Source organism: Streptomyces sp. NPDC007907 (assembly GCF_042959365.1).
Classification (GTDB): domain Bacteria; phylum Actinomycetota; class Actinomycetes; order Streptomycetales; family Streptomycetaceae; genus Streptomyces; species Streptomyces indiaensis.
In genome coordinates, this window is record NZ_JBIBKR010000004.1 from 67,350 (window position 1) to 91,538 (window position 24,189).

Sequence of the window (24,189 nt, forward strand, 5' to 3'; positions counted from 1 at the left end):
GAGGGGCCGTGCGGTCAACCGACCGTACGGCCCTTCCGCTTGTCCTAGACTCACCGGCATGTCAGATCGTGACCCGTTCTGTCAGCCCCGCCGCATCCGTCGCGGGGCCGCCCTGACGTTGGTGTTCGCGAGCATCCTCGTCGCCGGAGCGGCCACCGGGGCGCTGCCGCAGGGTGAGGGGAAATCCGCCCCGGAGGAGGCCCGTTCGTCCGGTACGGCCGGGCACCACGCGGACGTCGCCCGGGCCGCCGAGGAGGCCATGGCCGACGGCACGTCCCCGATCCAGGCCGCCAAGCGCGCCGTCAGCCGCAGCGGCGACCGCTGGGGCGCCGTCTACTCGCAGGGCGAGTACGAGGAGTTCGAAGAGTCCCTCGACGGCCAGTACACCGGCGTCGGCCTGTGGGCCCGCAGCGAACGGGACGGCCGTATCGAGGTGACGAAGGTGCGCGCCGGTTCGCCCGCGGCCACCGCCGGGATCCGCCCCGGGGACCTGCTGCGCAGCGTCGACGGGAAGCGGACCGACGGGCGGCCCGTCACCGAGGTCGTCTCGTTACTGCGCGGGGACGCCACCGACGCCCCCGCGGGCACCACCGTCCGTCTCGGCCTGGAGCGCGGCACCCGCGCGTGGACCGAGACCGTGCGCCGGGCCCAGCTGTCCACGGACTCGGTCACCGTCCGGGAACTCGCCGGCCGCGTCACGCTGATCAAGGTCGCCACCTTCACCAAGGGCTCCGGGCGCCAGGTCCGCGCAGCCGTCCGGCAGTCCCCGCCCGGCGCCGGGATCGTCCTGGACCTGCGCGGCAACTCCGGCGGCCTGGTCACCGAGGCCGTGACCGCCGCGTCCGCCTTCCTCGACGGCGGCCTGGTCGCCACCTACGACGTCGACGGCGAGCAGCGCGCCCTGCACGCCGCGTCCGGCGGCGACACCACGAAACCGCTGGTCGCGCTCGTCGACGGCGGGACGATGAGCGCGGCCGAGCTCCTCACCGGTGCCGTGCAGGACCGCGGACGGGCGCTCGTGGTGGGCTCCCGCACCTTCGGCAAGGGCTCGGTCCAGATGCCGAGCCGGCTGCCCGACGGCTCCGTCGCGGAGCTGACCGTCGGGCACTACCGCACCCCCTCCGGGCGCGGCGTCGACGGCCGGGGCATCACGCCCGACCTGGAGACCGACGAGGACGCCCTCCAGCGGGCCGGGACCGTGCTGCGCGGCCTCGCGAGCCCCTCGTAATCGACTTTCCGCCGGGCCCCTCCGTAGTGCGAAAATGGTCGGCACTATGGCTAAGGAAAAAGGGCGCAAGCTGATCGCGCAGAACAAGAAGGCGCGGCACGACTACCTCGTCATCGACACCTATGAGGCCGGCCTGGTTCTCACCGGGACCGAGGTGAAGTCCCTGCGCCAGGGACGGGCGTCGCTGGTCGACGGTTTCGTGCAGCTGACCGACGGTGAGGCGTGGTTGCACAACGTGCACGTGCCGGAGTACAGCCAGGGCACCTGGACCAACCACAGCGCCCGGCGCAAGCGGAAGCTGCTGCTGCACCGCGCAGAGATCGACAAGCTGGAATCGAAGTCGGGGGACACGGGCCACACCATCGTGCCCCTCGCGCTGTACTTCAAGGACGGCCGGGCCAAGGTCGAGATCGCGCTGGCCAAGGGCAAGAAGGAGTACGACAAGCGCCAGGCGCTGCGGGAGAAGCAGGACCGCCGGGAGACCGACCGCGCGATCGCGGCGGTGAAGCGGAGGCAGCGCGGGGCGTAGGGAATACGCTGGCACCGACCCGCGTTGGTCACGTACGATGGTGACAGCACCCCATGGAGGGTGCGCTCCCCTCTCCGGAGGGACTTGTCAACACAACATGGGGATGATCGGTTTCGACAGCGGCTGTCGAAGCAGGGGAAGCGTGTCGAGGAAGCGGCAATGATCTCGTAAACCATATGTCGCAAAAAATAATCGCCAACACCAAGCGCGATTCCCAGTCCTTCGCCCTCGCTGCCTGATAAGCAGTGACTGAAGGACCCTAAATGGGTGTCAGCCCGGGAGCGTTCCCGGCCCGGATCCTGGCATAAGCTAGGGAACTAAACCATCGAGCCCGGTCACGGGGTTCGATGGGAAATCAAACAGTGACTGGGCCCGTCGGCGACTTGTTCGCGTGATCGCCGGGGCCGAGAAAATCGCAGCGAACTGCACACGGAGAAGCCCTGATTCTGCACCGTTGGACGCGGGTTCGATTCCCGCCATCTCCACTCATCCCATGTGGGCGAAGGCCCCGCCGCTTCCGAGCGGCGGGGCCTTTGTCATGGGGTCGTCCAGCTTTCCCCCTCCTGGACGACCCTGAAGATCACGTCCCCGACCGGGAGCACCGCGCCGGGGCGGACCGGCAGCGGCGCGCTCAGAAAGCCGTGGCGCTCGCGCACCCAGCGCGGCCCGGTCACCGTCTCGCCGGTCAGGAGATGCGTCCAGGTGCCCTCGGGGACGTAGGACGTGACGTCGCCCTCGTCGCTGAACACAAGGAGCCGCATCTTCAGCCGGATGCAGTGGCGGGCCACCTCGACCGACTCCTCGGGAGGCGTGAGGGCGTCAATGGTGCGTCAGAATCTTGGTGAAGCGATGCGAAGAAGTGGGCAGCGACAAGGCCAGGGCCACGGTCGCGGACGTCACCGGGAGGGCGTAGCCCGTCGTCGGTGAGAGGTGCTCGACCGTCCAGCCGCCGAGCGCGCTGCCGCAGGCGATGCCGCCCAGCAGACCGGTCACCGCGAGGGTCATGCCCTCGTTGAGCCGGCCCTCGGGGGTGCGCTCCTGGACCAGCGTCATGGTCGTGACCATGGTCGGGGCCGTGGCCATCCCCGAGACCATCAGCGCGGCCGCCAGGAGGGGCAGCGAACCGGTGAGGGCCGCGGCCAGCAGCGGCAGGGTCAGCAGCGCGGCCATCGCGGCCACGCACCACGGCAGCCGGGCCGATGCCGGTCCGGTGGGCTTCACGGCGCCGTACAGCAGGCCCGCCACGCAGGAGCCCGCGGCTTGGAGCGCCAGCACGATTCCGGCTGCCGACTGCCGCCCCTGTGCGTCGGCGAAGGCCAGCGTGACGACCTCCGTCGCGCCGAAGACACCGCCCATCGCCAGGCAGACCGCGAGCAGCGGCGGAATGCCGGGGGCGCGCAAGGGCGCGTCACCGGGTATGCGCGCGCGGGCCGGGGGCTCCGTCGCGCGCTGGGTCGTGAACAGGACCATGCCGGTCAGCAGCAGCACCGCGCCCACGAGGGTGCCCGCCTCGGGGAAGAGCGTCCCGCACAGGAAGGCCGCGAGGACCGGGCCGAGCATGAAGCACAGCTCGTCCACGGCCTGCTCGAAGGAGTTGGCGGTGTGCAGTGCCTTCGCGTCGCCGGCCAGCAGGTGTGCCCAGCGGGCCCGGGACATGCCGCCGGTGTTGGGGGTCGTGGCGGTGGCGGCGTAGGAGGCGAACAGGGTCCAGTCGGGGGCGCCGTGGCGTACGCACAGCAGCAGGGACAGGGAGCCGAGCACGGCGACCGCCGTGGCCGGCAGGGCCACCCGGGCCTGGCCGTGGCGGTCGACGAGCCGTGCGATCCACGGTGCGACCAGCGCGGTCGCCGCGAGGCCCGTCGCTGTGACGGCACCGGCGAGGGCGTACGAGCCCCGGGTCCCGGCGATCATCACGACCGCGCTGACACTGAACATGCCCATCGGCAGCCGGGCGATGAGGTTCCCGGCGGTGAACGCGCGGGCACCGGGCAGGCGGAACAGGCGGCGGTACGGGGAGAGTTGGGGCATGCGTCCACCGTCGCCCGGAGGTGATCAAGCGGTCCAACACCTGTTCCGTACGCACTCACGCACCTGGGTTGTGGATCCGTGGCGCGCGGCCGAAATCTCACGGCGGGAAATATTCGCCCCTTGTTCTTCATATAAAGATATGGAGATGGCGAATGCCCTTCATGACGGGTGGAAAAGATGCTCATTCCGGCACATCCTTCACTCGTTTGCCGCGCATCCAATGAGGTGAGCCGAAGGTTAGGCGGTACATGACCGAGGCGACCAGGAAAGGCGGCTGGGCGGTAACGCTCGGCCCGTACACCTACATTCCCGCTCCAGCGCACTCGTCGGCGGCAGTCAACGGGACGCTCACCAGAGGGGGTTGCCCGGTCACGCTGCAGGTGACCGAGGCGGTGCTGCGCGATTTCATCGACGCCATGAGCACACTGGAAAAAGATCTTGCCCGGCGATGGATCAGTGCGACGAATTGGCCCGCTTTCGCGCTCGCGGAATAAGCGGGGCGCGCCATGTACGACAATGTAGAGGGCACCGGCCGGCACCGGGCTCCGGCCCGGGATTTCATCACACCCCTGACCCCGCCGGACCCGACCTGGGACCCCGCCGAGGAACTGGCGTTCATTCTCGCGGAGGCCCTCGGGGAACAGGCGGCGCGGATTCCCGCCCCCCGCGACGAGGACCTGGCACCGGCTCCGGCCCCGGCCGAGGGCCCGGCACCGGCCTCCGCCCCCGGGCCCCACATGCGACGCCTCCAGGACATCACCGAGGAACTGCCGCCCGTGCGGGAGGTCCCGCGGCGCCACCGCAAGGTCAGGACCCGCAAGGCCTTCGGCGTGCTCCGCACCACGAGCTTCCTCGTCGCGGCGATGGCGGCCGTCATCGCCTCCGCGGTGAGCCTCCTGAGCGGCGTCGTCGCCTACGACCCGCTGCGCCTGGTCGCCGTGTCCCCGGCGGCGCGGGGGCTGCGCACGTGGTGGCCGCTGCTGGTCTACGGGCCCTGGCTGGTGGGCTCCCTGTCCGTTCTGCGGGCCGCGCTGCACCAGCGCCGTGCCGCGCACTCCTGGTGCGTGGTCCTGGTGTTCTCCTGCATCGCCGTGCTGCTGTGCGTCGTCCAGGCGCCCCGGACCGTCCTCGGCACCGCGGCAGCGGCCCTGCCCGGCCTCGCGGCCCTGGCGTGCTTCCAGCAGGTCGTCCGTCAGATCACCCTGACCAGACCGCCGATGCGCTCGGTACCCCGCCACCGGGTGGGCCAGATCACGCCGACGACGGGCGCGGAGGGCCGCAGAGGCGCGGAGGGCCTGAGGGCGGCGGACCCACGCGGAACCCAGGGCGGCACCCCGCGAAGGACCACCGGTTTCTGACGACCCCGGCACCCCCGCATGCCCCGTCACCGGGCCGCTGTAGGTTCACCGCATGCCCGTCCACCTCGACCCCCGCCTCCTGCGTGGCTTCGTCACCGTCGCCGAGGAGTTGCACTTCACGCGGGCCGCGGTGCGGTTGCACGTGGCTCAGCAGGCGCTCAGCCGGGACGTGCGGCGGCTGGAGCGGGAGCTGGGGGCCGAGTTGTTCGTGCGGACCACCCGGCAGGTCACGCTCACCCCCGACGGGGAGCGGCTGCTGCCGTACGCCCGCCGGGTGCTGCGGGCGCAGGACGACCTGCTCGCCGCCTTCGGTCAGGCCCGGCCGCTGCTGGTCGACCTCAACTCCCCGGGCCTGGTCACACCGCGCCGGGTGCTGCACGAGGCGCGTGAACTCGCCCCCCGCCACGAGCTGATGGCCCGCTACGAGAGCGGTCTGACCGGAGCCGCCGGTGAGCTGCTGGCCGGCAGGCTGGACGCGTCGTTCGGGCGGTTCGCCGGACTGGAGCCGGCGCTGCGGGCCGGACTCGACCACCAGCCCGTGCGCTTCGAGCCGATGGCCGTCGTACTGCCCGAGGAACACCGGCTGGCCGCGTGGGAGGCAGTACCGCTGGCCGAGTTGGCCGGCGAGAGCGTCTACGCGGGCGCCGGCAACCCGCGCACGCCCGAGTGGACCGGGCTCGCCCAGCTGCTCTTCGAGGGCCGGGGCATCGATATCGCGCCACCCGCGCCGCTGGCCGTGGGGGAGGAGGAGTTCCAGCGGATCATGGCCAGGACACGCAACCCGATCCTGGCCGTCGTGGGGTTCCCCGCCCTGCCGTCGACGGTGGTGCGGCCCCTGGTCGACCCGGTTCCGCTGTCCCCCGTCTCGCTGGTGTGGCGCAAGGGCCTGACCCACCCCGCGTTCGACGCGCTGCGCCGGGCGGCGGCCCGGCTGACCGGGACGGAGGGGTGGCTGAGCAGGCCCTCGGGGTCCTGGATTCCGGCCGTGGACGATGTCCTCATGCTGTCTCACCGCTGCCACGATTCGGCACGGCGCGCACACAGAACCTGCGCGTGCGCTACATTCGACGCCTGAGCACGGTGTGGTAAGAGGGGGCGCTCGGACGGGTGGGGGCCCGGTCCGACGGCGGGTGCTCAGGTCGTCACAGCGCACCTGAACCATCCCTGGGGGGAAGTGCGTGCGCGTGAAACAGTGTCGAGAAGACGCCCAACCCGAGTGGCCCGAGGCCGCTACCACCACCGGTGAGTTCACCTCGGACGGCGGAGTCCGGAACGGAAGAGCGACGCAGGTCTTTCCCGGTGGTGACGTCCGGACGACCGGCCACCGGCCGGCCGCCGTGACCGAGGTACTGGGGGGCATTCCCCGCCAGAGCGAGGGCGAGGCCGACTCGCTCGCCGCGGAACCGGGGACCCGGACCGCGGTCTGTGACCCCTGGCAGGAGCGGGAGGAACCGGACCCGTCGGGCCACGCGCCCGACACGGACGGTCAGACCCACGATCCGCACGAGGTCACCGTCCAGCTCGACGCCGTGGCGCTCGGGGACGGCTTCCTGCGCCAGGCCAAGGAGGGCGCGGGCGCCGAGGCCCCGGCCGACCGGCCCGTCTTCGTCGACGAGTCCGGCCGCCGCAGCCGCCGCTACCGCCGGATCGGCATGGCCGTCGCGCTGGCCTGCGGTATCTACGCGGTCGTCATCGTCGCCACGCTGCTGTCGGGCAACTCCAACGCCCCCTGGCTGCCCGTGCCGACGAAGGAGGACAAGCCTCCGGCCGGGCAGGTCGACACCCCGCCGCTGACCGCCGAGTCGGCACCGCCCGGAGACCCCGGGGACACCGGCGAGACCGCCCCGGGCAGCACGCCCGCGACCGGCGACGCCACGGCACCCGCACCGGGCACCGGCGGCGACGCCGTCTCTCCCGAGGCGACCGCCGGCCCCGGCAGCCGTCCCGGCGCGTCCGCCAAGCCCTCGCCGACCGCGACCCGGGCCACCCCGAAACCGGGCACCAAGGCCACCGAACCGGCTCCGACCAAACCGGCGGACCCGCCGAGCACGCCGGCCACCGACCCGACCCCGACGGGTGAGGCCTCGCCGCAGCCCACCGAGACGACGGGCACCGGCGGCGACGGCGGCACCGTCGCGGAAGGCCTGCCCGAGCCGCAGCCCGTGGCCGAGGGCCCGGCCGAGCCGCAGCCCACCGCCGAGACGCCCGCCGCCTAGACCGCGCCGCCCGGGTCGCGTCGCCGCCTGAACCCGCGTCGCCGCCCGGCCGTGTCGCGACGCGGCGCCCGCCGCTCCGGGCGCCGCACCACCTCCCCGCCGGCCGGGCGCGTCTGCCCTCGGGTCCGGCCGCCCGGAGGAACCGGAGCCCCCCGAGCGGGGGCCACCCCCTCGGCGGCCGCGCCCACCGTCCCGCCCCGCTCACCCGGCGGGACCCCGGGGCGTCGCGGGCACCGCACGCCACCGCGACGTCCCCGCCGGGCCGGACCCCACCACACCGTCCGCCCGCCCCCGTCCCCGTGCCATCCCGTCCGCACCACCCGGAGTACCACCACCCATGGCATCCCGAACCCGCCTTTCCGGGCCCGCGCCGCGAGCCCGTGGCGGCTCCAGGCGCCGGCGCCTGCCCATGCGTCTGTTGTTGCCCCTGCTCGTCCTCGTCGCGCTGGGGGCGATGCTCATGCTGCGCGGCTACGTGCACAGCGAGGTCCTCGCCGACCACCGTGTCGGACCGCCCACGGCGAACGACCGCGTCCCGAAGGACATCCTCAAGGGCGGCCCCGTCATCGACACCCGCGGCGGGAAGGCGACCAGCCTGGACCTCCCGGACCACGAGCTGGTGCTCACCTTCGACGACGGCCCCGACCCGATGTGGACGCCCAAGGTCCTCGACGTGCTGAAGAAGCACGACGCCCACGCGGTCTTCTTCATCACCGGCACCATGGCCTCCCGCTACCCGGACCTCGTCCAGCGCATGGTCGACGAGGGCCACGAGATCGGACTGCACACCTTCAACCACCCCGACCTGTCGCTGCAGGGCAAGAGCCGGGTCGACTGGGAGCTGTCGCAGAACCAGCTCGCGCTCGCGGGCGCGGCCGGCATCCGCACCTCGCTGTTCCGCCCGCCCTACTCGTCGTTCGCCCGGAACATGGACAACAACACCTGGCCGGTCACCGAGTACATCGGCAGCAAGGGCTACATCACCGTCGTCAACGACACCGACAGCGAGGACTGGCGCAGGCCCGGGGCCGAGCAGATCATCCGCAACGCCACGCCGAAGAACGGCGACGGGGCCGTCGTGCTGATGCACGACTCCGGCGGCAACCGCTCCCAGACCGTCGCCGCCCTCGACCGGTACGTCTCCGGACTGCAGGCCAAGGGTTACCGCTTCCACACCCTCACCGGCGCACTCGACGCCCCCAGCGCGCACACCCGGGTCGCCGGACTGGAGTCGCTGAAGGGCGAGGCGTGGGTCTTCCTGGTGCAGGCCTCCGAGAAGATGACCGGGTTCCTCGTCGCCGGCCTCGCCGTCGTCGGCGTCCTGGTCTTCGCGCGGCTCGGGCTGATGCTGATCCTCTCCGTGGCGCACGCCCGCCGGGTGCGGCGCCGCGGCTTCAGCTGGGGCGATCCCGTCACCGAGCCGGTGTCCGTCCTCGTGCCCGCCTACAACGAGGCCAAGTGCATCGAGCAGACGGTCCGTTCCCTGGTCGCCAGCGACCACCCCATCGAGGTGCTGGTCGTCGACGACGGCTCCAGCGACGGCACCGCCCGCATCGTGGAGAACCTGGGCCTGCCCGGCGTACGTGTCGTCCGCCAGCTCAACGCGGGCAAGCCCGCCGCCCTCAACCGGGGCATCGCCAACGCCAAGTACGACCTGATCGTGATGATGGACGGCGACACCGTCTTCGAGCCGACCACCGTCCGCGAACTCGTCCAGCCCTTCGGCGACCCGCGGGTCGGCGCCGTCGCCGGCAACGCCAAGGTCGGCAACCGGGACTCGCTCATCGGCGCCTGGCAGCACATCGAGTACGTGATGGGCTTCAACCTCGACCGCCGCATGTACGACGTGCTGCGCTGCATGCCCACCATCCCCGGCGCGGTCGGGGCGTTCCGGCGCAGCGCACTGGAACGCGTCGGCGGCATGAGCGACGACACGCTCGCCGAGGACACCGACATCACCATGGCCATGCACCGCGACGGCTGGCACGTGGTGTACGCCGAGAAGGCCGTCGCCTGGACCGAGGCCCCGGAGTCCGTCCAGCAGCTGTGGTCCCAGCGCTACCGCTGGTCGTACGGCACCATGCAGGCCATCTGGAAGCACCGCCGGTCCGTCATCGAGCGGGGGCCCTCGGGCCGCTTCGGCCGGGTGGGCATGCCGCTGGTGTCGATGTTCATGGTCGTGGCGCCGCTGCTGGCCCCGCTGATCGACGTGTTCCTCCTGTACGGGCTGGTGTTCGGGCCCACGGAGAAGACCATCGGCGCCTGGCTGGGCGTCCTCGCAGTGCAAGGGGTGTGCGCGGCCTACGCGTTCCACCTGGACAAGGAACGCATGACCCACCTGATCTCACTCCCGCTCCAGCAACTCCTCTACCGCCAGCTCATGTACGTCGTCCTGCTCCAGTCCTGGATCACCGCCCTCACCGGCGGCCGGCTGCGCTGGCAGAAGCTGCGGCGCACCGGCGCGGTGGGCCTGCCCGGTGCCGGCACCCCCGCCGCCCAGCCGCAGATGGACGGGAGGCCGGTCGGATGACCACCCACGTCACTCCCGCCACCGAGGCCGCGCCCAGCGAGGCGGCCCCTGTCCAGAAGCAGGGCCGCGACCGGTACTTCGACCTGCTGCGCGCCCTCGCCCTGTTCCGCGTCGTGCTCTACCACCTGACGGGCTGGGCCTGGCTGCCGCTGGTGTTCCCGTCCATGGGCGTGATGTTCGCGCTCGCCGGGAACCTCATGGCCCGCTCCCTGAAGCGCCCGGCCGTGCAGGTGATCCGCGGCCGGATGCGGCGGCTGCTGCCCCCGCTGTGGCTGCTCGGCGTCGTCGGTGTCACCGGCATGGTCCTACAGGGCTGGGGCCCGGACGAGGACGGACACCCCGGCTGGTGGCTGCTCCACCTCACCTTCTGGATCGTCCCGCTCAGCGACCCCCCGTACGCGGAGGGCCTGCCCGGCGTCCACGGCTTCATCGGCGAGAACTGGGCCGCCGACCTCGCGGGTCCGCTCTGGTACATCCGCGCCTACCTCTGGTACGTCCTGCTGTCGCCGGTGCTGCTGAAGGCCCTGCGCGCCCTGCCGGTCCTCACGATCCTCATGCCGGTCGCCCTGTCCGTCGCCTTCGAGCAGGGCTGGATCACGCTGCCCGGGGAGCGGATCCCCTCGGCGCTCACGGACTTCTCCACCTTCGGCGCCTGCTGGATCCTCGGCATGGCCCACCAGGAGGGCATCCTGCGGCGGCTGCCGCGCTACATCGTGCCGTCCGTCGCACCCGTCATCGCCCTGGCCGGCCTCTGGTACGCCCTGCACCACGACTTCGGCACCGGCAACGACCTGGACAGCATGCCGCTGGCCCAGGCCCTGTGGTCCTTCGGCACGGTGTTCCTGCTGCTGCACCTCAGCCCGTCCTGGACGGAATGGCCACGCCGGCTGCGCCCCTTCGCGGGCACGATCACCCTCCTCAACTCCCGTGCCGTGACCATCTATCTGTGGCACAACACCTGCATCCTCATCGCCGCCACCCTCTGGGACCAGCTGTGGGGCTTCCCCCTGCTGGAGCAGAACGTGCCCGGGCTGCTGGAGAGCGTGTGGCCGGTACTGGTCCTGGTCTGGATCCTGATCGGCTGCTGCGTGCTGGCGTTCGGCTGGGCGGAGGACCTGGCGGCGAAGCAGAAGCCCCGGTTGTGGCCGACGGGCGAACCCCGGGCACAGTCCCGCGGAGGCCGCAGGCGCGCCTGACGGCCTTTCCCCCGGGCCCGACCGGTGTGCCAGACTGCCCGAGTTGCGGTGGTGGACAGGGTGGCCCGGGGGAGCGGTGAATGAGCAAGCGGCAGACACAGAAGATGCTGCGGCTGATGGCGAGCGGGGAACCGGTCGAGCTGACCAGCCCGATGGCGTCCGTGAAGAAACTCGCCCGGCTGGCCTTCGTGGCCCAGCAGTTCGGCTACGAGTACGCCGACGTACGCCAGAGCAACGGCCGCAACGGTGCGCTCATCATGCTGCTCGTGCCCGACCCGAGCCCGCAGGCCCGGGCCCGGGCCGGGCAGAACTGGGCGCAGTACCCGAACGCCGGTGACGGTGTCTCCCTGCCGCCCCTCGTCCCGGAGGCGTTCGAACTCCTCAAGGCCCGCATCAACTTCGACCTCACCGGCAAGAACGCCGAGAAGCGCATGGGGTACGGGGCCCTGGGGGTGAGCATCGGCTGTGTGATCCTCGCCTTCCGGTTCGGCGGGCAGTCGGACGACTTCGTCGCCGCCGGTGTGGTGTGGCTGCTGCTCATGGCGGTCTTCGGCATCGGCCTCGTGGTGACGCGCAAGCGCAACGCCAAGTTCTCCGCCCGGCTGCGGGCCGCGGGCTTCACGCCGGTGCACGACGAGAACGGGCGGCTGCGGTATCTGCCGCCGGGGGCGCAGCCGCCCGGGCAGGGCAACCCGTTCGCGGGTGCCCCGTACGGCGGGCCGGGCCAGGCAGCGGGAGCCCCGCCGGCCTACGGGCAGCAGCCCCCCGGTCCGTATGCCCAGCCCACGCCGGGTCCCTACCCGGGCGGGCCCGCGCCTGGTCCGTACGCCGGCCAGCCCGTGCCGGGGCCTTACGCCGGCCAGCCCGCGCCGGTCCCCTACCCCGGTCAGCCCGCGCAGGCCCCGTACCCGGGTCAGCCCGCGCCGGGCGGCCCTTACGGTGCGCAGCACCCCGGCCCCTACGCCCAGCCGTACCACCGGCCGCAGTCCCAGCCCCAGCCGAATCCGCACGGGCAGCCCCCGCAGCGCTGAGACGGGAACCTCCCGGAACCTCTCATCCCGCCTCGGCGCGGGGTGAGAGCGAAGTTCCCTCGCGGTCACCGGGTACCACACGACAGGAAACGCGTCCTCCCTACGTTCGGGACCAGTCACTCGCGTACGACCGAGCCCCGGAGCACAGTGGAGGCGTCATGACAGGCCCTGGCACGGCAACCGCACCCCCGAGCAGGGGCGGCCGCTGGATCCGGCACTGGGATCCGGAGAACGAGACGTTCTGGAAAGAGACCGGGGAGAAGGTCGCCCGCCGGAACCTCTTCTTCTCCGTGCTGTCCGAGCACATCGGTTTCTCGATCTGGACCCTGTGGTCCGTGCTGGTGCTGTTCATGGGCCCGGAGTACGGACTGACCCCCGCCGACAAGTTCATGCTGACCTCGATGGTCACGCTGGTCGGCGCCGTCGTCCGCGTCCCCTACACCTTCGCCGTGGCGATCTTCGGCGGACGGAACTGGACGATCATCTCCGCGAGCCTGCTGCTGATCCCCACGGTCGCCGCCTTCGCCGTGATGGAACCGGGGACGTCCTTCTCCACGTTCCTGCTCGTCGGCCTGCTCGCCGGTATCGGCGGCGGCAACTTCGCCTCCTCCATGACCAACATCAACGCCTTCTTCCCGCTGCGGAAGAAGGGCTGGGCGCTGGGTCTGAACGCGGGTGGCGGCAACATCGGCGTGCCGGTGATCCAGCTGGCCGCTCTCGCGATCATCGGCGCGAGCGGCGGGCCGCGGGTCCTGCTGGGGATCTACATCCCGCTCATCGTCCTGGCCGCGGTGCTGGCCGCGGTCTTCATGGACAACCTCGAGAACGTGAAGAACGACACCGGTGCCGCCAAGGACGCCGCGCGCGACGCCCACACGTGGATCATGTCCGTCCTCTACATCGGCACCTTCGGCTCCTTCATCGGCTACAGCTTCGCCTTCGGCCAGGTCCTGCAGAACCAGTTCGGCCGGACCCCGCTCCAGGCCGCGTACGTCACCTTCCTCGGCCCGCTGCTCGGCTCCCTCATCCGTCCCGTCGGCGGCTGGCTCGCCGACCGCTACGGCGGCGCCCGGATCAGCCTGTGGAACTACGTCGGCATGGGCGCCGCGACGGCGGTCCTCATCGGAGCGTCCATGCAGAAGTCGCTGTCCCTGTTTACCGGGGCGTTCGTGGTGCTGTTCGTGCTCAGCGGGCTGGGCAACGGCTCGACGTTCAAGATGATCCCGGGCATCTTCCAGAACAAGGCCCTGGCCAAGGGGCTCCAGGGCGAGGAGGCGGCGGCGTACGGGCGGCGCCTGTCCGGGGCGTCCATGGGGCTGATCGGTGCGGTGGGCGCGCTCGGCGGTGTCGGCATCAACCTCGCCTTCCGCCAGTCCTTCCTCTCCTACGGTTCCGGCACCGGGGCGTTCGTCGCCTTCCTCGCCTTCTACGCGGTCTGCTTCTTGGTCACCTGGGCCGTATACCTTCGCCGCACGGCTCCCCGGGTACCCGTCACCACGACGACCTCGGAGACGAAGCCACAGCTCACCTACGCCGAGGTGTGACGCGGTGCTCAACCGGGGGACGCCCCCCAAACCCGAAGCCCACGGCCGTCGGTCCAGCGGAAACCGGCATCGGTAACACCGTGGACATCACACCGATCCGAGCCTGTCACGAGCCGTTGACAGGCTCGATCGGCATGTAGGTACGCCATGCCCATGAAGTACGACGACTCGAGTGCGGGACGAGAGCCATGTACGAAGAACAGCGACCGGACCACGGACCCCTGGCGGGCTTCACCGTGGGTGTGACGGCCGCGCGCCGGGCCGACGAGCTCGGGGTGCTGCTGCAGCGACGCGGTGCCGCCGTCCTGCACGCCCCCGCCCTGCGGATCGTGCCGCTCGCCGACGACAGCGAGCTGCTGGCCGCGACGAAGGAGATCATCGAGCAGGTGCCGGACATCGTCGTGGCCACGACCGCGATCGGCTTCCGGGGCTGGGTCGAGGCCGCCGACGGCTGGGGGCTGGGGGACGAACTGCTGGCGCGGCTGGGCGACGTACGGATCCTGGCGCGCGGGCCGAAGGTCAAGGGGGCGGTCAGGGCGGCCGGGCTGACCGAGGAGTGGTCGCCGTCGTCGGAGTCCATGGCGGAGGTGCTGGACCGGCTGCTGGAGGAGGGCGTCGACGGGCTGCGGATCGCGATCCAGCTGCACGGGGAGCCGCTGCCCGGGTTCGTGGAGGCGCTGCGGGAGGGCGGGGCCGAGGTCGTCGGGGTGCCGGTCTACCGCTGGATGCCGCCGGAGGACATCACCCCGGTCGACCGGTTGCTGGACGCGACGGTCGCCCGGGCCCTGGACGCGGTCACCTTCACCAGCGCCCCGGCCGCGGCATCCCTCCTGTCCCGGGCGAAGGGCCGCGGACTGCTCGACGAGGTCCTGGCGGCGCTGAGCCACGACGTGCTGCCGGCCTGCGTGGGACCGGTCACCGCCCTGCCCCTGCAGTCCCGCGGCATCGACACGATCCAGCCGGAGCGCTTCCGGCTCGGCCCCCTGGTCCAGCTCCTCTGCCAGGAACTCCCCGCGCGGGCGCGCTCCCTGCCCGTCGCCGGGCACCGCGTGGAGATCCGCGGCCACGCGGTTTTGGTCGACGACGACCTCAAACCGGTCCCGCCCGCCGGCATGGCCCTGCTGCGCGCCCTCTCCCGGCGCCCCGGCTGGGTCGTCGCCCGCGCCGACCTGCTGCGCGCCCTGCCGGGCTCCGGCCGTGACGAACACGCGGTGGAGACCGCCATGGCCCGCCTCCGCACGGCCCTCGGCACCCCGAAGCTGATCCAGACGGTGGTCAAGCGGGGCTACCGCCTGGCCTTGGACCCGAGCGTGGAGACGAAGTACGCGGACGCATGAGCCCGGCCGGAGGTTGAGCCGTATCACGACAAGATCTGCCCCCGGTTCGGCCGCCCGGGCGCCATGCCGGGAGGACTCACGACCCGAGGGAGGCCGGGTGCCGCCCGGCGGCAGCCGCCCACGCGGAACGCTCCGTGCGTTCCCGGCGCCGCAGGGCGGCAGGGCACCCCGTCCGGCACGGCCTGAACCCCTGTCCCTTTTCGGCCGTCCGGCGTGGCGACGTGTGTGCGAGGGGTTTTCGGCTTCGTCGCGGGCAGGCACTGTAAGAGGGAGCGGTCCACCGGCCCTCTCACCGGCGTCCCACCGATGCCCTCGCGACCGGGGTGAACCCGTAGGCGGTGACAGGCACATGGCACTGAGTACGGCCACGGCCTCCCACGAGCTGCGCTTCGACGCCGGGCGGATCTGTCTGGACCTGCTCTCCACCACGCACCCCGAGGAGCGGCTCGGCTCCGTGGACGTGCTGCGCGCCTGGATCACCGGCTCCGGGCTCGTCCCGGCCGGCACCGACCTGGTCCACGCCGACACCGGCTGGCTGCTCGCCTTCCGTGAACTGCGGTCCCAGATCGACCGGTTGGTGCGCTGCCGGCCCAAACCGGGGGCCGCCGTGTACGACCTCGCCCTCGCCCGGGTCAACGACCTGGCCCGCACCGCGCCCCCGGCCCCGCGCGCGGTCCGCGGCGAAGACGGCCAGCTGCTGCGGCGGTTGGACGGCCCGCCCGGCTGCGCCGCCCTGCTCGCGGTCGTCGCCCGGGACGCCGTGGACCTGCTGACCGACCCCGTCGCCCGTGCCGCGCTGCGGCAGTGCGAAGGCGACAACTGTCCCATCGTGTACCTCGACACCTCACGCGGACGCCGACGGCGCTGGTGCTCCAGCGAGGTCTGCGGGAACCGCGAGCGGGTCGCCCGGCATCGCCGCCGCGCGGCACTCACGCGCACGTGAAACGGAATTGAGTGGTCCGTGCACTCAATTTCCCTGTCCTAAATGCGTCTTCTGCGACCGCGCCACCGAAGTGATTTCGGTTACATGCCGTTTACCTACGCCACCGTAGGGAAAGCCTGGCTCGAACGTGCCGATGTGGCGGAAATGTAAAGAACGCGGGGTTGGAATGTGACCCCATGTCCCGCTCGTCACGTCATCCCGAAGAAAAGTGTCAGGTCTCTTTGAACGCCCAACCGCTCGTATCCGTACGGCATGTGGAGCGACCGACTGGGGGAACCCCCGGACATCGGAGGTGGGCGTGCGCAAGGATTCCGTCGTGGCCAATGAACGTGCACCGAGGGCCCGACATCGCATGTCCCAGCCCTCGGAACCCGACGAGGAGCTGATGCGTGCGCTCTATCGCGAACACGCCGGACCCCTGCTGGCATACGTCCTGCGCCTGGTCGCCGGAGACCGGCAGCGCGCCGAGGACGTCGTGCAGGAGACGCTCATCCGTGCCTGGAAGAACGCCGGTCAGCTCAACAGAGCGACCGGATCGGTACGCCCCTGGCTGGTGACGGTCGCCCGGCGCATCGTCATCGACGGCCACCGCAGCCGGCAGGCCCGGCCGCAGGAGGTCGACCCGTCGCCGCTGGAGGTCATCCCCGCGGAGGACGAGATCGACAAGGCGCTGTGGCTGATGACTCTCTCGGACGCACTCGACGACCTGACCCCCGCCCACCGGGAGGTGCTCGTCGAGACGTACTTCAAGGGGCGTACCGTCAATGAGGCGGCCGAGACCCTGGGCATACCCAGCGGCACCGTCCGCTCCAGGGTGTTCTACGCCCTGCGTTCGATGAAGCTGGCACTGGAGGAGCGGGGGGTGACGGCGTGATGAGTGTTTACGGGGGTAACCAAGGGTTCGGTACGGGAGGCATGGGTATGTCTGGTCCCATGCAGGAATCTCCGGTGCCGAACGAGCACGAGACCGTCGGCGCCTACGCCCTCGGCATCCTCGACGACGCCGAAGCGACCGCATTCGAGGCCCACCTCGCCACCTGCGAATGGTGCGCCCAGCAGCTCGACGAACTGGCCGGCATGGAGCCCATGCTCGCCGCCCTCGCCGATCTGCCCGGCTCCGGCAGCACCCCCGCGATCGGCGACTCGCTGTCCGCGAAGCCCCGGCCGCGCCTGGTGGAGAAGCTGGTCGACGAGGTCGCCGACCGCCGCGCCCAGAAGCGCCGCCGCAGCTTCTACATGGTGGCCGCGGCCGGCGCGCTGATCATCGGCGGCCCGTTCGTCGCGGTCGCGACGAACGGCGGCGACAGCGGCGGCGGCGCCGCCGAGAACCGCCCGCTCGCGGCGAGCCCCGCCAAGGCCGCCTTCGACGGCATCTCCGACAAGATCACCGCCACCGACCCGAACACCAAGGTCTCCGCCACCGTCGCCCTTCAGAAGAAGGACTGGGGCACGGGCATGGTCCTGGAGCTGAAGAACGTCAAGGGCCCGCTCAAGTGCGCCCTTGTCGCGGTCGGCAAGAACGGCGAGCGCGAGACCCTGTCCTCCTGGTCCGTCCCGGAGTGGGGTTACGGCCTTCCGGACGCCAAGTCCGACAAGGCCAAGGAACCCCTGTACGTCCAGGGCGGCGCCGCCTTCGAACCGAACGAGATCGACCACTTCGAGGTCGTGACCTTCGACGGCAAGCGGCTGGTCGAGGTCGACGCGTAGAGCTGTTCGGCCGTCCGGCGGGCGCCATTGGGGGCAACAGCCCCGCGCCTGCCGCCGGCCCGTAGCTTCCAGGGGTCCCCTTCGCGTACGGTTGACGGCTGCCCAGCACGTCAGAAGGGGGCCCGGTGGCCGCTCAGGCTCACAGACAAGGCGCGGTCGGTTCGGTGCACGACTCGGTTCGTGACCGGGAGATCCACGTCGAACAGGAACACCTGGACCGGGTGTACCGGCGCCTCGAGGAGAAGATCCACGAGGCGGAGTTCCTGATGCAGGACGCCGCCCGGCGCGGCCAGGTCGGCACCCCCGGCGCACTCGCCGAACGGGACGCGCAGGTCTTCCGCGCGGGCATCCACCTCAGCCGCCTCAACAACGAGTTCGAGGACTTTCTCTTCGGCCGTATCGACCTCCTGACCGGCAAGGACGGCAAGAAGGGCCCCGACGGGGCGTACACCGCCGTCGAGCCGGCGGAGGGCGCCGTACGCCCCGACAACACCGCCGACATCGCCGAGACCCTGCACATCGGCCGCATCGGCGTCCTCGACCAGGACTACGCACCGCTGGTCATCGACTGGCGGGCCCCGGCCGCCGCCCCGTTCTACCGCTCCACCCCGGTCGACCCCGGCCGTGTCGTCCGCCGCCGCGTCATCCGCTCCAAGGGCCGCCGGGTGCTGGGCGTCGAGGACGACCTGATGCGTCCCGAGCTGACGGCGTACCTCGACGGCGACGAGCTGCCCGTCATCGGCGACGGCGCCCTGATGGCCGCGCTCGGCCAGGCCCGCAGCCACACCATGCGCGACATCGTCGCCTCCATCCAGGCCGAGCAGGACCTGGTCATCCGCGCCCCCGCCGCCTCCGTGACCTACGTCGAGGGCGGCCCGGGCACCGGCAAGACCGCCGTCGCCCTGCACCGCGCCGCCTACCTCCTCTACCAGGACCGGCGCCGCTACGCGGGCGGCATCCTGATCGTCTCCCCGACCCCGCTGCTCGTCGCCTACACCGAGGGCGTGCTGCCCTCCCTCGGCGAGGAGGGCCAGGTCGCCATCCGCGCCATCGGCTCCCTGGTCGAGGGCACCGAGGCCACCCTCTACGACTCCCCGTCCGTGGCCCGCGCCAAGGGCTCCTCGCGGATGCTCAAGGTGCTGCGCAAGGCCGCGCGCGGCGCCCTGGAGCTGAACGACCCGCCGGCCCGGCTGCGCGTGGTCGCGTTCGGCCGCCGCCTGGAGCTGGAAGCCGCGCAGCTGGACGGCGTCCGCCGCGCCGCCCTCGGCGGCACCGCCCCCGTGAACCTGCTGCGCCCCCGCGCCCGCAAGCTCCTCCTGGACGCCCTGTGGGAGCGGTCCGGCGCGGCCGGCCGGCACTCCGACCCCGAACTCGCGGCCGAGCTGCGCTCCTCCTTCGACGAGGACATCACCTCCGAGGACGACTTCATCGCCTTCCTCGACGCCTGGTGGCCGGAGCTGACCCCGGCCGCCGTCCTGGACGCCATGGCTGACGAACGGCGCCTCGGCCGCTGGGCCCGCCGGATCCTCAACCCCGGCGAGGTCCGCAAGGTCGCCCGCTCGCTCAGGCGCGAGGGCCGCTCGGTGCACGACATCGCCCTGCTCGACGAGCTCCAGGCCGTCCTCGGCGCCCCGGCGCGCCCCCGCAGGAAGCGCGAACTCGACCCGCTGGACCAGCTCACCGGCCTGGAGGAGCTGATGCCGGTGCGTGAGGAGTCGCAGCGCGAGCGGGCCGAACGACTCGCCCAGGAGCGCGTCGAGTACGCCCACGTCATCGTCGACGAGGCCCAGGACCTCACGCCGATGCAGTGGCGCATGGTCGGCCGCCGCGGCCGGCACGCCACCTGGACGGTCGTCGGCGACCCGGCGCAGTCCTCCTGGTCCGACCCGGACGAGGCCGCCGAGGCCCGTGACGAGGCCCTCGGCACCCGCCCGCGCCGCCGCTTCGAACTCACGGTGAACTACCGCAACCCGGCCGAGATCGCCGAGCTGGCCTCGAAGGTCCTCGCCCTCGCCATGCCCGGCTCGGTGTCGCCGAAGGCGGTCCGCTCCACCGGCGTGGAGCCGCGCTTCACGGTCGTCGAGGAGACCCTGGCCGCCACCGTCCGCGACGAGGCGGCCCGCCTGCTGGAGCGCGTCGACGGCACGGTCGGCGTGGTCGTCGCCATGCAGCGCCGCGAGGAGGCCCGTCGCTGGCTCGCCGGCCTCGGTGACCGGGTCGTCGCCCTCGGCAGCCTGGAGGCCAAGGGCCTGGAGTACGACGCGACGGTCGTGGTCTCCCCGGCGGAGATCGCCGACGAATCCCCGGCCGGCCTGCGCGTCCTCTACGTCGCGCTGACCCGGGCCACCCAGCAGCTCACGGTCGTCTCGGCCGACCGGGACGAGCCCGACGCGGCGGGAGTTCCGGACCTGCTCAGGGAGTGAGGCCCCCTACCCAGTTGTCGGCGAAATGAACTACCGCTACGGGAATGGCCTTACGGGATCCGTTTGTTAGCCTGGATGTGGCACCGGCTCGATCCAAGCCCCCGGGCCCAACCTTCGTCGCTACGAGCGACCACTTGCCGCGAGGCGAGCATGGCGGGTCGGTGCCACTTATTCGTGAAGAGACCCACGTCCACGTGACGTGGGTCTCTTTTTGCTGCCCCATTCCGCGAACAAAACGTTCGCAATCGAGGGCGGCTACCTGATACTCAGCGGTAGGTGCGACGATCGGACGGCACAACTCAGCGTCAGGTGAAAGCAGAGGAAGTCGGCCATGGCAACGGCGCCCAGCGTCTCCTACTCGATGACGGTCCGGCTGGAGGTGCCCGCGAGCGGAACCGCCGTCTCGCAGCTCACCACCGCCGTGGAGTCCTCCGGAGGCTCGGTGACCGGCCTCGACGTCACCGCGTCCGGTCACGAGAAGCTCCGTATCGACGTCACCATCGCCGCCACGTCGACCGCGCACGCGGACGAGATCGTCGAGGAACTCCGCGGCATCGAGGGCGTCACCCTGGGCAAGGTCTCGGACCGGACCTTCCTCATGCACCTCGGCGGCAAGATCGAGATGGCGTCGAAGCATCCCATCCGCAACCGTGACGACCTGTCCATGATCTACACGCCGGGCGTGGCCCGCGTCTGCATGGCGATCGCCGAGAACCCCGAGGACGCCCGCCGCCTCACCATCAAGCGCAACTCCGTTGCGGTCGTGACGGACGGCTCCGCCGTGCTGGGCCTGGGCAACATCGGCCCGAAGGCCGCGCTGCCCGTCATGGAGGGCAAGGCGGCCCTGTTCAAGCGGTTCGCGGGCATCGACGCCTGGCCGATCTGCCTCGACACCCAGGACACCGACGCGATCGTCGAGATCGTCAAGGCGATCGCCCCGGGCTTCGCGGGCATCAACCTCGAGGACATCTCCGCCCCGCGCTGCTTCGAGATCGAGGCCCGGCTGCGCGAGGCCCTCGACATCCCCGTCTTCCACGACGACCAGCACGGCACCGCGATCGTCGTCCTCGCCGCCCTGACGAACGCGCTGCGCGTCACCGGCAGGGCGATCGAGAACATCCGCGTCGTGATGTCCGGCGCCGGCGCGGCCGGTACGGCCATCCTCAAGCTGCTGCTCGCCGCGGGCGTCAAGAACGCCGTCGTCGCCGACATCCACGGTGTCGTGCACGCGGGCCGCGAGGACCTGGTCGACGCCGCCCCGGACTCGGCGCTGCGCTGGATCGCCGACAACACCAATCCCGAGGGCCTCACCGGCACCCTCAAGGAGGCCGTGCGCGGCGCCGACGTCTTCATCGGCGTCTCCGCCCCGAACGTCCTCGACGGCGACGACGTGGCCGCCATGGCCGACGGCGCCATCGTGTTCGCGCTCGCGAACCCGGACCCCGAGGTCGACCCGGCAGTCGCCCGCCAGACCGCGGCCGTTGTCGCCACCGGCCGCTCGGACTTCCCGAACCAGATCAACAACGTGCTCGTCTTCCCGGGTGTCTTCCGCGGTCTGCTCGACGCGCAGTCCCGGACCGTCAACACCGAGATGATGCTGGCCGCCGCGACGGCCCTCGCCGACGTGGTGACCGAGGACGAGCTGAACCCGAACTACATCATCCCGAGCGTCTTCAACGACAAGGTCGCGGGCGCGGTCGCCGGTGCCGTGCGGGAGGCCGCCAAGGCGGCCGGCACGACGGCGCACAGCCCGGCCGGCGTCTGAGGCCGGGGCGGGGCCGGGCCCCCGAGGCGGGGGCCCGGGCGGTTTGTGGGCCCGGACTGTGAGTAACCCCACGGCAGCCTGGAACCCGGCGCGTCGCAAGAACCCTGTCAGCAGCGGAGCTATCGTGGCGCAAGGCTCAGGCCCTCTTTTCGTGTGACTCCCAAGGGTGTTCTCACGACTCCGGCGGGTGCCGGATTGGCTTTCCCGCCGCAGGTAGGGGCAGGATGCGTCTCTGGGCGCGAGGGTCTGACGACGGACCCGGGTCCGGGGACTCAACGAGGACCCTGGCAGCATCGGCTTCGATCTGACGCCTCAACGGCAAGATGAACACGGGAGTAACAACATGAACCGCAGTGAGCTGGTGGCCGCGCTGGCCGACCGCGCCGAGGTGACCCGCAAGGACGCCGACGCCGTGCTGGCCGCGTTCGCCGACGTCGTCGGCGACATCGTCTCCAAGGGCGACGAGAAGGTCACCATCCCCGGCTTCCTGACCTTCGAGCGCACCCACCGTGCCGCTCGCACCGCCCGCAACCCGCAGACCGGCGAGCCCATCCAGATCCCCGCCGGCTACAGCGTGAAGGTCTCCGCGGGCTCGAAGCTCAAGGAAGCGGCCAAGGGTAAGTAAGCGACCCGTCGCGTGCGCCGTGGGCGACTGCGGGCCCGCCTGTGGCCGGCCGCGCAGTTCCCCGCGCCCCTTCGGGCGCGCCACGCACAATCGCACCACATGCCGAGGGGCGGCCACCTGATTCCAGGTGGCCGCCCCTCGGCGTCTGCGCTGTACGACTACCCGAGCGCCTTGCTCGGCAGCTCGACCTTCGCGCCCAGTTCCACGAGTTTCTCCATGCCGTGCCGGCCCGGGGGATGACCCCCGGACCCCCAGCCGGCCGGGCGTGGGTGCGGGGCCGGGATCAGCCGAGCGCCTTGCCCGGCAGCTCGACCTTCGCGCCCAGTTCCACGAGTTTCTCCATGAAGTTCTCGTAGCCGCGGTTGATCAGGCCGATGCCGTGGACGCGGGACGTGCCCTGGGCCGCCAGGGCCGCGATCAGGTACGAGAAGCCGCCGCGGAGGTCGGGGATGACCAGGTCCGCGCCCTGGAGCTTGGTCGGGCCCGAGACGACGGCCGAGTGCAGGAAGTTGCGCTGGCCGAAGCGGCAGTTCGAGCCGCCCAGGCACTCGCGGTAGAGCTGGATGTGCGCGCCCATCTGGTTCAGGGCGGACGTGAAGCCGAGGCGGGACTCGTAGACCGTCTCGTGGATGATGGACAGGCCCGTGGCCTGGGTCAGGGCGACGACCAGCGGCTGCTGCCAGTCGGTCTGGAAGCCCGGGTGGACGTCCGTCTCCAGCGCGATGGACTTCAGCTGGCCACCGGGGTGCCAGAAGCGGATGCCCTCGTCGTCGATCTCGAACGCCCCGCCCACCTTGCGGTAGGTGTTCAGGAACGTCATCATCGAGCGCTGCTGGGCGCCGCGGACGTAGATGTTGCCCTCGGTCGCCAGCGCGGCCGACGCCCAGGACGCGGCCTCCAGGCGGTCCGGGAGGGCGCGGTGGTTGTAGCCGCCGAGCTGGTCCACACCGGTGATGCGGATCGTCCGGTCGGTGTCCATCGCGATGATCGCGCCCATCTTCTGCAGCACGCAGATGAGGTCCTCGATCTCCGGCTCGACGGCCGCGTTGGACAGCTCCGTGACGCCCTCGGCGAGGACGGCCGTCAGCAGCACCTGCTCGGTCGCGCCGACGGACGGGTAGGGCAGCGCGATCTTCGTGCCGCGCAGCCGCCGGGGCGCCTCCAGGTACTGGCCGTCCGCCCGCTTCTCGATCTTCGCGCCGAACTGCCGCAGCACCTCGAAGTGGAAGTCGATGGGCCGGCCGCCTATGTCACAGCCGCCGAGGCCGGGGATGAACGCGTGGCCGAGGCGGTGCAGCAGGGGGCCGCAGAAAAGGATCGGGATACGGCTCGAACCGGCGTGGGCATCGATGTCAGCGACGTTCGCGCTCTCCACGCGCGTCGGATCCATCACCAGTTCGCCGGGCTCGTCACCCGGACGGACCGTCACGCCGTGCAGCTGCAGCAGACCCCGCACGACTCGGACGTCGCGGATGTCCGGAACATTGCGCAGCCGGCTGGGAGCGCTGCCCAGCAGCGCTGCGACCATGGCCTTCGGTACGAGGTTCTTCGCACCGCGGACACGGATCTCGCCCTCCAGCGGAGTTCCGCCGTGGACAAGCAGGACATCGTCGTTGACGGTCATGAATCTCGCGTTCCATGGAGTCGGGCAGGGGCCAGGAGGGAAAGGGTAATCGCCCTCCACCCCCCTTCTGTATGCCTGAGTCGGACCCAGCCACGTCATAGCTTG

20 protein-coding genes and 1 other RNA gene are annotated in these 24,189 nt (G+C 71.5%); 18 read left to right on the forward strand and 3 right to left on the reverse strand.

Features of this window, described 5'->3' with window-relative positions:
- The first annotated feature begins 58 nt into the window (after positions 1-58).
- The 3 genes from ACFZDI_RS16600 to ssrA all read left to right on the forward strand — a co-directional run bounded on the left by ACFZDI_RS16600 (position 59) and on the right by ssrA (position 2,245).
- A complete protein-coding gene (locus ACFZDI_RS16600; RefSeq protein ID WP_391251234.1) occupies positions 59-1,228 on the forward strand; it encodes a S41 family peptidase in 1,170 nt (389 codons plus the stop codon).
- A 46-nt stretch (positions 1,229-1,274) separates the two neighbouring features.
- On the forward strand, positions 1,275-1,757 hold the full coding sequence (gene smpB / locus ACFZDI_RS16605; RefSeq protein ID WP_053669821.1) for an SsrA-binding protein SmpB: 483 nt from the start codon (positions 1,275-1,277) through the stop codon (positions 1,755-1,757).
- Positions 1,758-1,856: 99 nt separating this feature from the next.
- Positions 1,857-2,245: a transfer-messenger RNA gene (gene ssrA, locus ACFZDI_RS16610) on the forward strand.
- Positions 2,246-2,293: 48 nt separating this feature from the next.
- Here ssrA and ACFZDI_RS16615 read toward each other — a convergent pair.
- Both ACFZDI_RS16615 and ACFZDI_RS16620 read right to left on the reverse strand, forming a co-directional pair.
- Positions 2,294-2,545: a hypothetical protein gene (locus ACFZDI_RS16615; protein ID WP_391252293.1), complete on the reverse strand. Its 252-nt coding sequence runs from the start codon at positions 2,543-2,545 to the stop codon at positions 2,294-2,296.
- Positions 2,546-2,576: 31 nt separating this feature from the next.
- Positions 2,577-3,785: an MFS transporter gene (locus ACFZDI_RS16620; protein ID WP_391251236.1), complete on the reverse strand. Its 1,209-nt coding sequence runs from the start codon at positions 3,783-3,785 to the stop codon at positions 2,577-2,579.
- A 248-nt stretch (positions 3,786-4,033) separates the two neighbouring features.
- On the opposite strand from ACFZDI_RS16620, the gene ACFZDI_RS16625 reads away from it, so the two are divergent.
- The 15 genes from ACFZDI_RS16625 to ACFZDI_RS16695 all read left to right on the forward strand — a co-directional run bounded on the left by ACFZDI_RS16625 (position 4,034) and on the right by ACFZDI_RS16695 (position 22,460).
- On the forward strand, positions 4,034-4,279 hold the full coding sequence (locus tag ACFZDI_RS16625) for a hypothetical protein (RefSeq protein WP_234850435.1): 246 nt from the start codon (positions 4,034-4,036) through the stop codon (positions 4,277-4,279).
- Between the two features lie 12 nt (positions 4,280-4,291).
- Positions 4,292-5,143 carry a hypothetical protein gene (locus ACFZDI_RS16630; RefSeq protein ID WP_391251239.1) on the forward strand — a complete coding sequence of 284 codons (852 nt, stop codon included), beginning with the start codon at positions 4,292-4,294 and terminating at the stop codon, positions 5,141-5,143.
- A 52-nt stretch (positions 5,144-5,195) separates the two neighbouring features.
- Positions 5,196-6,218 (forward strand): LysR family transcriptional regulator, encoded by a 1,023-nt coding sequence (locus ACFZDI_RS16635; protein ID WP_391251241.1) that lies wholly within the window; start codon positions 5,196-5,198, stop codon positions 6,216-6,218.
- A 262-nt stretch (positions 6,219-6,480) separates the two neighbouring features.
- On the forward strand, positions 6,481-7,359 hold the full coding sequence (locus ACFZDI_RS16640) for a hypothetical protein (RefSeq protein WP_391251243.1): 879 nt from the start codon (positions 6,481-6,483) through the stop codon (positions 7,357-7,359).
- A gap of 337 nt (positions 7,360-7,696) precedes the next feature.
- The gene (locus ACFZDI_RS16645) at positions 7,697-9,889 is read left to right on the forward strand and encodes a glycosyltransferase (RefSeq protein ID WP_391251245.1); all 2,193 of its coding nucleotides are present in this window, start codon (positions 7,697-7,699) and stop codon (positions 9,887-9,889) included.
- Positions 9,886-11,085, forward strand: coding sequence for an acyltransferase family protein (locus tag ACFZDI_RS16650; protein WP_391251247.1), 1,200 nt, complete (start codon positions 9,886-9,888; stop codon positions 11,083-11,085). Before ACFZDI_RS16645 ends, ACFZDI_RS16650 begins: the two co-directional genes overlap by 4 nt.
- An 80-nt stretch (positions 11,086-11,165) precedes the next feature.
- On the forward strand, positions 11,166-12,116 hold the full coding sequence (locus ACFZDI_RS16655) for a hypothetical protein (RefSeq protein WP_391251249.1): 951 nt from the start codon (positions 11,166-11,168) through the stop codon (positions 12,114-12,116).
- Positions 12,117-12,274: 158 nt separating this feature from the next.
- Positions 12,275-13,660 carry a NarK/NasA family nitrate transporter gene (locus ACFZDI_RS16660; protein WP_234850365.1) on the forward strand — a complete coding sequence of 462 codons (1,386 nt, stop codon included), beginning with the start codon at positions 12,275-12,277 and terminating at the stop codon, positions 13,658-13,660.
- Between the two features lie 188 nt (positions 13,661-13,848).
- Complete coding sequence (locus ACFZDI_RS16665) at positions 13,849-14,997, forward strand: uroporphyrinogen-III synthase (protein ID WP_234850366.1); 1,149 nt, start codon at positions 13,849-13,851, stop codon at positions 14,995-14,997.
- Between the two features lie 349 nt (positions 14,998-15,346).
- Positions 15,347-15,940, forward strand: coding sequence for an ABATE domain-containing protein (locus ACFZDI_RS16670; protein WP_391251252.1), 594 nt, complete (start codon positions 15,347-15,349; stop codon positions 15,938-15,940).
- A gap of 352 nt (positions 15,941-16,292) precedes the next feature.
- On the forward strand, positions 16,293-16,814 hold the full coding sequence (locus ACFZDI_RS16675) for a sigma-70 family RNA polymerase sigma factor (RefSeq protein ID WP_010039908.1): 522 nt from the start codon (positions 16,293-16,295) through the stop codon (positions 16,812-16,814).
- On the forward strand, positions 16,814-17,647 hold the full coding sequence (locus ACFZDI_RS16680) for a zf-HC2 domain-containing protein (RefSeq protein ID WP_308287574.1): 834 nt from the start codon (positions 16,814-16,816) through the stop codon (positions 17,645-17,647). The genes ACFZDI_RS16675 and ACFZDI_RS16680 overlap by 1 nt, the downstream gene beginning before the upstream one ends.
- Positions 17,648-17,772: 125 nt before the next feature.
- Positions 17,773-20,070 carry a UvrD-helicase domain-containing protein gene (locus ACFZDI_RS16685; protein ID WP_391251254.1) on the forward strand — a complete coding sequence of 766 codons (2,298 nt, stop codon included), beginning with the start codon at positions 17,773-17,775 and terminating at the stop codon, positions 20,068-20,070.
- 331 nt (positions 20,071-20,401) lie between these two features.
- Complete coding sequence (locus ACFZDI_RS16690; RefSeq protein ID WP_391251255.1) at positions 20,402-21,835, forward strand: malic enzyme-like NAD(P)-binding protein; 1,434 nt, start codon at positions 20,402-20,404, stop codon at positions 21,833-21,835.
- Positions 21,836-22,178: 343 nt separating this feature from the next.
- Positions 22,179-22,460 (forward strand): HU family DNA-binding protein, encoded by a 282-nt coding sequence (locus ACFZDI_RS16695; protein ID WP_003990598.1) that lies wholly within the window; start codon positions 22,179-22,181, stop codon positions 22,458-22,460.
- A gap of 283 nt (positions 22,461-22,743) precedes the next feature.
- Here the strand turns inward: ACFZDI_RS16695 and murA are convergent, their stop codons facing one another.
- Positions 22,744-24,084 (reverse strand): UDP-N-acetylglucosamine 1-carboxyvinyltransferase, encoded by a 1,341-nt coding sequence (murA, locus tag ACFZDI_RS16700; RefSeq protein WP_234845601.1) that lies wholly within the window; start codon positions 24,082-24,084, stop codon positions 22,744-22,746.
- Positions 24,085-24,189 lie beyond the last annotated feature (105 nt).

Excerpts from the sequence above, each read along its gene's own strand:
- ACFZDI_RS16665 (WP_234850366.1), top strand. The coding sequence starts at position 13,849 with ATGTACGAAGAACAGCGACCGGACCACGGACCCCTGGCGGGCTTCACC.
- ACFZDI_RS16645 (WP_391251245.1), top strand. The coding sequence starts at position 7,697 with ATGGCATCCCGAACCCGCCTTTCCGGGCCCGCGCCGCGAGCCCGTGGC.
- smpB (WP_053669821.1), top strand. The coding sequence starts at position 1,275 with ATGGCTAAGGAAAAAGGGCGCAAGCTGATCGCGCAGAACAAGAAGGCG.
- ACFZDI_RS16690 (WP_391251255.1), top strand. The coding sequence starts at position 20,402 with ATGGCAACGGCGCCCAGCGTCTCCTACTCGATGACGGTCCGGCTGGAG.
- ACFZDI_RS16650 (WP_391251247.1), top strand. The coding sequence starts at position 9,886 with ATGACCACCCACGTCACTCCCGCCACCGAGGCCGCGCCCAGCGAGGCG.
- ACFZDI_RS16620 (WP_391251236.1), bottom strand. The coding sequence starts at position 3,785 with ATGCCCCAACTCTCCCCGTACCGCCGCCTGTTCCGCCTGCCCGGTGCC.
- ACFZDI_RS16625 (WP_234850435.1), top strand. The coding sequence starts at position 4,034 with ATGACCGAGGCGACCAGGAAAGGCGGCTGGGCGGTAACGCTCGGCCCG.
- ACFZDI_RS16670 (WP_391251252.1), top strand. The coding sequence starts at position 15,347 with ATGGCACTGAGTACGGCCACGGCCTCCCACGAGCTGCGCTTCGACGCC.
- ACFZDI_RS16695 (WP_003990598.1), top strand. The coding sequence starts at position 22,179 with ATGAACCGCAGTGAGCTGGTGGCCGCGCTGGCCGACCGCGCCGAGGTG.
- ACFZDI_RS16655 (WP_391251249.1), top strand. The coding sequence starts at position 11,166 with ATGAGCAAGCGGCAGACACAGAAGATGCTGCGGCTGATGGCGAGCGGG.
- ACFZDI_RS16675 (WP_010039908.1), top strand. The coding sequence starts at position 16,293 with ATGTCCCAGCCCTCGGAACCCGACGAGGAGCTGATGCGTGCGCTCTAT.
- murA (WP_234845601.1), bottom strand. The coding sequence starts at position 24,084 with ATGACCGTCAACGACGATGTCCTGCTTGTCCACGGCGGAACTCCGCTG.
- ACFZDI_RS16635 (WP_391251241.1), top strand. The coding sequence starts at position 5,196 with ATGCCCGTCCACCTCGACCCCCGCCTCCTGCGTGGCTTCGTCACCGTC.
- ACFZDI_RS16660 (WP_234850365.1), top strand. The coding sequence starts at position 12,275 with ATGACAGGCCCTGGCACGGCAACCGCACCCCCGAGCAGGGGCGGCCGC.
- ACFZDI_RS16680 (WP_308287574.1), top strand. The coding sequence starts at position 16,814 with ATGAGTGTTTACGGGGGTAACCAAGGGTTCGGTACGGGAGGCATGGGT.
- ACFZDI_RS16600 (WP_391251234.1), top strand. The coding sequence starts at position 59 with ATGTCAGATCGTGACCCGTTCTGTCAGCCCCGCCGCATCCGTCGCGGG.
- ACFZDI_RS16630 (WP_391251239.1), top strand. The coding sequence starts at position 4,292 with ATGTACGACAATGTAGAGGGCACCGGCCGGCACCGGGCTCCGGCCCGG.